We start from the raw sequence: 8,421 nt of genomic DNA, 5'->3' as shown, positions 1-8,421 counted from the left end.
GGGCGGGCTCGGAGGCGAAATCGATCATGACGGTGTCCTTTCTTCGAAACGGGTGGCCCGGGAGGGCCGTGGATCACCCGGGCAGGGCCGGGAGCGGGGTGGCGGAGAGCACGCCCAGCAGCATGGGCGCGACACCGAAGCACAGGAACGCCGGCAGGGTGCAGGCCCCGAGCGGCAGCAGCAGCCGCGAGCCGAGCTTCGCCGCACGCAGCCGCCCGTCGGTGCGCGCACTCTGGCGCTCGTGCGCAGCGGTGGCGCGCAGCAGCTCGACGCCCGGCACGCCGGCGTCTCGGGAGAGCGCGAGCACAGCGGCGGTCTCCTCGCCGCCGGGCCGCGGACCGCCCGGCGCCTGGGCGACCAGGCGCTCCGCGCGTTCGATCGACGCGCCGCCGCTCAGCGCGATGGCCGTGAGCTCCGCGTGCATGCCCGGGGTGCCCGGCGGGGGCTGGGCCGCGCGCACGAGTCGGCGGGTCCAGGTGCGTGCGACAAGCAGCAGCGCGAGTCCCGCCACGAGGCACGCGATGCCGAACGGGTTCGTGAAAAGCACGCCGAGCACATCGAACCCCAGCGCGGCGCCGAGGAGCAGGCCCGCGAGCGGCAGCCACGTCATCAGCCGCGCGGTCCCGGCGGGTTCGGCGAGCGCGATCCGGACGTCGTCCTGCGCCTCGCGCGCGTCCCGCAGCGCGGCCGCGATCGAGCGGAGGCAGTCGGCCAGCGGCGCGCCGACCGCCGTGGCGATCTCCCACGCCGCGGCGACGTCCCGCCACGGCTCGCCGCCCCGACGCTCGGCCTCCTCCTCGATCGCCTCGGAGAGCGGGGCGCCCGCCGACGCCCGGCGCGCGATCCGCTCGGCGGCGGCGTCGCCCGTCCCCGCGAGGTGCCGCCACGCGGCGTCGGGCCCGGCGCCCGCTTGCAGCAGCACCGCGAGCTTGAGAACGCGTCCGGCGATCGCTGCCGCGTCGTCGCCCGCCCGGCTCTGCGCGCGTCGCGAGGAGATCCGGCTTCCGGAGGAGGATCCGGGCGGATTCCTCCTCTCCTCGATCGATCTCCTCTTCTTGTCCTGCTGCCGCCTCTTCTTGTCCTGCTGCCGCCTGTCCGCCACCTTCGGCTTGACGTCCGGCTTCGGCTTCTTGCGCGGCTTCGGCACGGTGCTGCGCCCCGAACCAGTGATCCCCGCGGTCATGCCGCCTCCTTCCAGGGCGCGACGGGTTCGATGCCCAGCCGGCCGCCCGCCTCCGTGAAGCGACCGACGCTCGCCAGCCGACGCGATCCGTCGGGTCGCCGTTCGAGGTGCAGCACATACCCGATGGCGCTGCACACCTGTCGCGCGACCGCGTGATCGTCCATGCCCGCGAGAGCGCCGAGCGCCTCGAGCCGGGCCGGCACCTCGGCGAGGCCGCTGGCGTGCAGCGTGCCCGCGCCGCCGTCGTGACCGGTGTTGAGGGCGGTGAGCAGCTCGCGCACCTCCTCACCGCGGCACTCGCCCACGACGATCCGGTCGGGCCGCATGCGCAGCGACTCGCGCACGAGCCGCGCGAGGTCGATCGCGCCGGCGCCCTCGAGGTTCGCCTGCCGCGCCTCGAGGGACACATGGTGTGGATGCGCGATGCGCAGCTCGGCGACGTCCTCGATCGTGACGATCCGCTCGTGCGCCGGCGCGTGCGCGAGCAGTGCGCCGAGCAGCGTCGTCTTGCCGGTGCCCGCGGCCCCGCTGATCAGCAGGTTCGCCCGGTCGCGCACGATCCGGACGAGCCAGCGTCGCGCGTCCTCGCCGAAGGACCCGCCGCGGCACAGCGCATCGAGGTCGGCGCCGCGCAGGCGCGGGATGCGGATGGACAGCGCGGTGCCGCTCGTCGCGACCGGCGGCAGCACGGCATGCACGCGGATGCCGTCCTGCAGCCGCACATCCACGCACGGCGTCGCATCGTCGATGTGGCGCCCACCGCGGGCGATGAGCGCCGTGGCGAGCTCGCGCACCTCGCGCTCGGACGCCCGCCACGCCGGGTCGGGCCGCGGCCCGTCGCCGCGGTCGACGAACAATCCGGTCGCGCCGTTGACGAACACGTCGGTCACGGCTGCATCCGACAGATACGGTGTGAGCGCGCCCAGCGGCCCGGCGGGGGCGACCTCGTCGTCCGCGGACACCCCGGCATCCGGGTTCCCCCGGGCGCGGGGCTGCACGACGAACGGTTCGGCCATGATCCGACGGTAGGAATGCGAGACGCCGCGCCGGCCGTGATCCGAGCCGCCGCGGCACAAACCGGGTGGGGCCGCGCCTGTGGACGACCGGTACTCCCTTTCGTCGGTATCAGGCGGCGCGCACCGGGCGTACGTTCGGAGCGCGGGGACATCCCGCGCGGAGCCGGCATGACCCGGATTCCGGATCGCCGCACCGACGCGGCGGAGCACACACGGATCGGACGTCGCAAAGGAGCGCACAGCCAGATGAGCGCCGAGAACACCATCGACCACCTGCTCAGCGAGACCCGGCGCTTCGCGCCCTCGCCGGAGTTCACCGCGAGCGCGATCGCCGGCGCCGACCTCTACGAGCGGGCCGACAGCGACCGCGAGGGCTTCTGGGCCGACCAGTCGCGCGAGCTGCTGCACTGGCACACCCCCTTCACGCAGGTGCTCGACTGGTCGAACCCGCCGTTCGCGCAGTGGTTCGCCGACGGCGAGCTGAACGTCGCCTACAACTGCCTCGACCGCCACGTCGAGGCCGGCAACGGCGACCGCGTCGCGCTGCTGTGGGAGGGCGAACCGGGCGACGAGCGCCGCATCACGTACGCCGAGCTGACCGACGAGGTCAAGCGCCTCGCCAACACCCTGAGCGACCTGGGCATCGGCAAGGGCGACCGCGTGGCGATCTACCTGCCGATGATCCCCGAGGCCGTCGCATCCATGCTGGCGGTCGCGCGCCTGGGCGCCATCCACTCGGTCGTGTTCGGCGGCTTCAGCGCCGACAGCCTTCGCGCACGCATCGACGACGCGGGCGCCAAGCTCGTGATCACCGCGGACGGCGGCTGGCGCAAGGGCAAGGTCTCGCCGCTGAAGCCGGCCGTCGACCAGGCGCTCGCCGACCGCAACGGCCAGGGCGAGCAGGAGACCGTCGAGCACGTGCTGGTCGTCAAGCGCGGCGAGAACGAGGTGGAGTGGGTGGACGGCCGCGACGTCTGGTACCACGACGTCGTGCCGCAGGCATCCGCCGAGCACGAGGCACAGGCGTTCGAGGCCGAGAACCCGCTGTTCATCCTGTACACGTCGGGCACGACCGGAAAGCCCAAGGGCATCCTGCACACGTCCGGCGGCTACCTCACCCAGACGGCGTTCACGCACCGCAACGTGTTCGACCTGCACCCGGAGACCGACGTGTACTGGTGCACGGCGGACATCGGCTGGATCACCGGGCACTCGTACGTCGTGTACGGCCCGCTCGCCAACGGCGCGACGCAGGTGCTGTACGAGGGCACGCCGGATCACCCGGAGCAGGGCCGATGGTGGGACGTCATCCAGAAGTACGGCGTGACGATCTTCTACACGGCGCCCACGGCGATCCGTGGATTCATGAAGCAGGGGCGGCAGATCCCGCAGGCGCGCGACCTGTCGTCGCTGCGCGTGCTCGGCTCCGTCGGCGAACCCATCAACCCCGAGGCGTGGGTCTGGTATCGCGAGATCATCGGCGCGGGCAGGACCCCGGTCGTCGACACGTGGTGGCAGACCGAGACCGGCGCGATCATGGTGTCCGCCCTCCCGGGCGTGACGGAGACCAAGCCCGGGTCGGCGCAGGTCGCGCTTCCCGGCATCTCGATCGACGTCGTGACGGATGGCGGCGAGCCCGTCGGCAACGACGCGGGCGGCCTGCTCGTGATCACCGAGCCCTGGCCCAGCATGCTGCGCGGCATCTGGGGCGACCCGGAGCGCTTCAAGGCGACGTACTGGGAGAAGTTCGAGGACAAGGGCTACTACTTCGCGGGCGACGGCGCGCGTCTCGACGAGGACGGCGACATCTGGCTGCTGGGCCGCGTCGACGACGTCATGAACGTCTCGGGCCACCGCCTCTCCACCGCCGAGATCGAGTCGTCGATCGTGGCACACGAGGCCACCGCCGAGGCGGCCGTGGTCGGGGCGTCGGACGAGACCACCGGCCAGGCGGTCGTGGCGTTCGTGATCCTGAAGGAGAGCTACCTGCGCGAGCACAGCCCCGAAGGGCTCGCGCAGCAGCTGCGCCAGTGGGTCGCCGAGCAGATCGGCGCGATCGCGCGTCCGCGCGACATCTACATCGTCGGCGAGCTGCCCAAGACGCGCTCGGGCAAGATCATGCGGCGCCTGCTGCGCGACGTCGCCGAGGGTCGCGAGGTGGGCGACACCACGACGCTCGCCGACACCGCCGTCATGAGCGTCATCTCCGCCCAGGTGCGCTGATCAGAGGGAGGGCGCCGTCCGGCTCGCGGACGGCGCCCTCCCTTCGCACAGATCAGTCCGTGGCGAGTCGGAGCGCCCTACGCGTAGAGGAACGCGACCTCGACCTCGACGGGCGCGTCAAGCGGCAGGACGGGCACGCCCACGGCGGATCGGGTGTGGCGACCCGCGTCGCCGAAGATCTCGCCGAGAACCTCGCTTGCCCCGTTGATGACGCCGGGCTGCCCGGTGAACGCGGGGACGGATGCGACGAAGCCCGTGACCTTCAGCACACCCGTGATCCGGTCGACGCCGCCCACCGCGTCCGCGGCCGCGGCGAGCGCGTTCAGCGCACACTGACGCGCGAGGCCCTTGGCGTCCTCGGCCGTGACCTCCGCGCCGACCTTGCCGGTCGCGGGCAGCTCTCCCGCCACCATCGGCAGCTGACCCGAGGTCTGCACCACGTCGCCGTGCGCCATCGCGGGGATGTATGCCGCGACGGGGGGCACGACGGGCGGCAGCTCGATGCCGAGCTCCGCCAGCCGGCCGGCGACCGTCACTGCCCGCTCTCGAACTGCTTGGCAGCCTCGGCCGCGTGGCCGAGACCCGCGTTCGCGGCGCCGCCGCCGGCGGGGCGCTTCAGGTAGGCGACGAGCCCGCCTTCGTTGTTCGGCACGACCTGCACGAGCTCCCAGCCCTGCTTCCCCCAGTTGTTCAGGATGGCGGCCGTGTTGTGGATCAGCAGGGGCGTGGTGAGGTACTCCCACGTGGTCATGGAGCGTCCTTCCGGGTGCGAATGCCGGCGGCATGCGCGCCGGGGAACGGGTGTGCGGCCGCCACGACGCGCCCGGGATCCGGAAATCGCTCAGGGTGACGGCTTACGATCACCCTATGCCTCTAGGAAAAAGGACGGCCAGCGGTGTGCTCGGCGGTGTGCTCGGCCTCGTCGGCCTGAGCGCGGTCGCGGGCGTTCTCGTCACCGCCACGGTCACCCCGGCCATCGCCGTGTCGGGCTACGCCGCGTCGAGCGCGATCACGCTGTTCGACAAGCTCCCGAGCTACCTCGAGGTCGACCAGCCCATGCTGCCGACCACGATCTACGTCGACGACCCGAATAGCGACGAGCCGTACGAGCTCGCGTCGTTCTACGACCAGAACCGCACGCCGGTCACGTGGGACGAGGTCCCGCAGGTCATGTACGACTCGATCCTCTCGAGCGAGGATCCGCGCTACTACGAGCACGGCGGCGTCGACCTGATCGGAACCGCGCGCGCCCTCGTCAACAACGCCGGCGGCGGCGACACCCAGGGTGGTTCGTCCATCAGCCAGCAGTACGTCAAGAACGTGCTGATCCAGGAGTGCGAGAAGGATTCGCCCGATCAGGAGACGCTGCTCGCCTGCTGGACGAAGTACACCACCGCCGACGGCGCCGAGGGCTATGAGCGCAAGCTCCAGGAGATGCGCTACGCGATCGCCATCGAGAAGGAGTACTCGAAGAACGACATCCTGCTCGGCTACCTGAACATCGCCAACTTCGGCGGCGTCACGTACGGCATCGAGGCCGCCGCGCAGTACTACTTCGGCGTCTCGGCGAAGGATCTCAGCATCGTGCAGGCGGCGACGCTCGCCGGCATCGTGCAGAACCCCAACTACTACCGCATCGACCAGCCCGACAACGAGGTCAACGGCGAGGCGAACGGCTACGAGGCCGCGAAGGACCGCCGCAACTACGTGCTGACGCGCCTCTATGAGGACGGCAAGATCACGGAGGCGGAGTACAAGGAGGCGCACGCCGCCCCCGTGGAGCCGAGCATCCACCCGCGCGAGAAGGGCTGCTCCGCGGCCGGCGGATCCGCGTATTTCTGCCAGTACGTCAAGTCGGTCATCGAGTCCGACCCGAACTACGGCCCCGAGGCGCTGCGCCGCGGCGGCCTGAACGTCCACACCACGCTCGACCTCAACGTGCAGCTGCCGGCCGAGCAGGCGATGCGGGACAACGTCCCCGCGTCCATGCCGGGTGTGCAGCTCGGCTCGACGGCCGTCACCCTGCAGGCCGACACGGGGCGCATCCTGGCGATGGCGCAGAACACCAAGTTCAACGAGTCGGCCGAGGCACCGGCGGGCGAGACCTCCCTGGTGTTCGCGGCGGACCAGACGCACGGCGGATCGATCGGATTCGCCGTCGGATCGACGTTCAAGGTCTTCACGCTGCTGGACTGGCTGGAGAAGGGGCACTCGATCAACGAGCGGCTCAACGGCGTCAACCGCCAGGCGTTCCAGGGATTCAACTGCGACGGCGCGCCGATCCCGCAGACCAGCAAGGTGGGCAACTTCGCCAACGACCCGGGCTGGACGGGCAGCATCTCGCAGTTCACCGCGCGCTCGCTCAACTCGGGCTACTTCGCGATGGCGTCGCGTCTGAACCTCTGCGACATCTTCCGCGTCGCCGACCGCCTGGACGTGCGCACCGCCGACCCGAGCACGGGGGCGACCCAGAAGATCATGGATCGGGAACCCGGCCCCTTCCGAATCCTCGGATCGGACAACATCGCCCCGATGAAGATGGCCTCGGTCTACGCGACGATCGCGAACAACGGCATCCAGTGCCAGCCGAAGGCAATCGACAAGATCACCAACATCGACGGCGAAGAGCTGCCCGTGCCCGAGACCGGGTGCGAGCAGAAGATCGCGCCCGAGGTCGCCGCGACCGCGGCCGCCGCGCTCTCTACCGTCATGAACGGCGGAACCGGTGCCAACGCCAACAACTACGACGGCATCCCGGTGATCGGCAAGACGGGAACCCACCAGGAGTGGCAGACGTCGATGGTGCAGGCGTCGACCAAGGCCGCCACCTTCGTGTGGGTCGGCAACATCCAGGGCGAAGCCGACCTCTTCCACCTCTACACCGATCGGGGTGTGGTGTCGAACCTGCGATACGCGGTCTCCCGGGCGATCCAGGGCGCGGCGAACGTCGCCTACCCGGGCGGGCAGTTCCCGCCGGCCGACGCGAACCTGTCGCGGCAGATCCTGGCGGACCTTCCGAGCGTGATCGGTCAGACGGTCGACCAGGCGAAGAACACGCTGTGGAACGCCGGTTTCTCGCCGGTCGTGGGCGAGCCGGTCGCCGGCACGCAGGCCGAGGGCCTGATCGAGTCGCAGGATCCCGGCGCCGGTCGCGTGGCCGCCGGAACCACCGTCACGATCCGTCCGAGCAACGGCAAGGGCAGCACCGTGCCCGACGTGAAGGGCTCGTCGCTCGGGGACGCGATGCAAGCGATCTCCGGCGCCGGTCTCAACGCCCAGCGGGGCGAGTGCGACCAGAAGAAGGGCGCCGGCGCGGGCCGCGTCACGGGCACCAACCCGGGCGGCGGCGAGATCGTGCCGCAGGGCACGACCGTGTCGGTGAACTACGAAGCCGCCAAGTGCGCGGGCGACGACGACTAGTGGGTTCTGTCACTCGCGGCGCGGCCGCGCGGGGCGCCGGCGCGGGGGCCGGGGCGGCCGCGGCCGGCGGGGGGGGGGGCGGGCAGCGCCAGCTGTTCACGGGTCGCCGACACCGCGTACGCCTGCTGGAGCCGGGTTCCGCACCGATCCGCATCCTGCACATCTCCGACATCCACATGGCGCCGTGGCAGCGCCGCAAGCAGCGCTGGATCGCCGGACTGGTCGGGCTGCGCCCCGACCTCGTGGTGAGCACGGGCGACGCCCTTGGCCACGCCGAGGGGCTCGAGGGCGTGCGCCGCGCGCTGTCACCGCTGCGCGGTGTGCCGGGCGTGTTCGTCCACGGCTCCAACGACATGTGGGCGCCGGGGCCGCGCAATCCGCTCAAGTACTTCTCGGGACCGTCCGACGCGGCGCCCGAGGCCGTGCGGCTCGATACCGCGGCGCTCGATGCATTCATGACGGACGACCTCGGCTGGAGCAGCGTCGACAACGGCGCGGCCGGGATCACGGTGCGCGGAAGCCGCGTGCGGCTGTTCGGCGTGGGCGACGCGCACCACGACCTCGACGACCTGGGGGCGG

Annotated in this window: 7 protein-coding genes; 3 read left to right on the top strand and 4 right to left on the bottom strand. The window is 71.5% G+C overall.

What is annotated here, in order from left to right; translation table 11 throughout:
• Positions 1–73: 73 nt before the first annotated feature.
• The gene (locus tag RIF89_RS08555; RefSeq protein WP_309068699.1) at positions 74–1,183 is read right to left on the bottom strand and encodes a type II secretion system F family protein; all 1,110 of its coding nucleotides are present in this window, start codon (positions 1,181–1,183) and stop codon (positions 74–76) included.
• A complete protein-coding gene (locus RIF89_RS08550; RefSeq protein ID WP_309068698.1) occupies positions 1,180–2,199 on the bottom strand; it encodes a TadA family conjugal transfer-associated ATPase in 1,020 nt (339 codons plus the stop codon). The genes RIF89_RS08555 and RIF89_RS08550 overlap by 4 nt, the downstream gene beginning before the upstream one ends.
• 246 nt (positions 2,200–2,445) lie before the next feature.
• On the opposite strand from RIF89_RS08550, the gene acs reads away from it, so the two are divergent.
• On the top strand, positions 2,446–4,422 hold the full coding sequence (acs, locus tag RIF89_RS08545; protein WP_309068697.1) for an acetate--CoA ligase: 1,977 nt from the start codon (positions 2,446–2,448) through the stop codon (positions 4,420–4,422).
• 77 nt (positions 4,423–4,499) lie between these two features.
• On the opposite strand, the gene RIF89_RS08540 is transcribed toward acs, so the two are convergent.
• The gene (locus RIF89_RS08540) at positions 4,500–4,958 is read right to left on the bottom strand and encodes a RidA family protein (protein ID WP_309068696.1); all 459 of its coding nucleotides are present in this window, start codon (positions 4,956–4,958) and stop codon (positions 4,500–4,502) included.
• Entirely contained in the window at positions 4,955–5,173 is a 219-nt protein-coding gene (locus tag RIF89_RS08535; protein ID WP_309068695.1) for a DUF4177 domain-containing protein, read from the bottom strand. Before RIF89_RS08535 ends, RIF89_RS08540 begins: the two co-directional genes overlap by 4 nt.
• Positions 5,174–5,289: 116 nt before the next feature.
• On the opposite strand from RIF89_RS08535, the gene RIF89_RS08530 reads away from it, so the two are divergent.
• Positions 5,290–7,842, top strand: a complete 2,553-nt coding sequence (locus tag RIF89_RS08530; RefSeq protein WP_309068694.1) for a transglycosylase domain-containing protein — start codon at positions 5,290–5,292, stop codon at positions 7,840–7,842.
• The coding region (locus RIF89_RS08525) for a metallophosphoesterase (RefSeq protein ID WP_309068693.1) at positions 7,842–8,421 on the top strand (580 nt) is incomplete at its 3' end. The genes RIF89_RS08530 and RIF89_RS08525, both read left to right, overlap by 1 nt.

The organism is Microbacterium sp., from assembly GCF_031178525.1.
Classification (GTDB): Bacteria; Actinomycetota; Actinomycetes; order Actinomycetales; family Microbacteriaceae; genus Microbacterium.
This window is presented reverse-complemented; position numbering and strand designations above follow the sequence as displayed.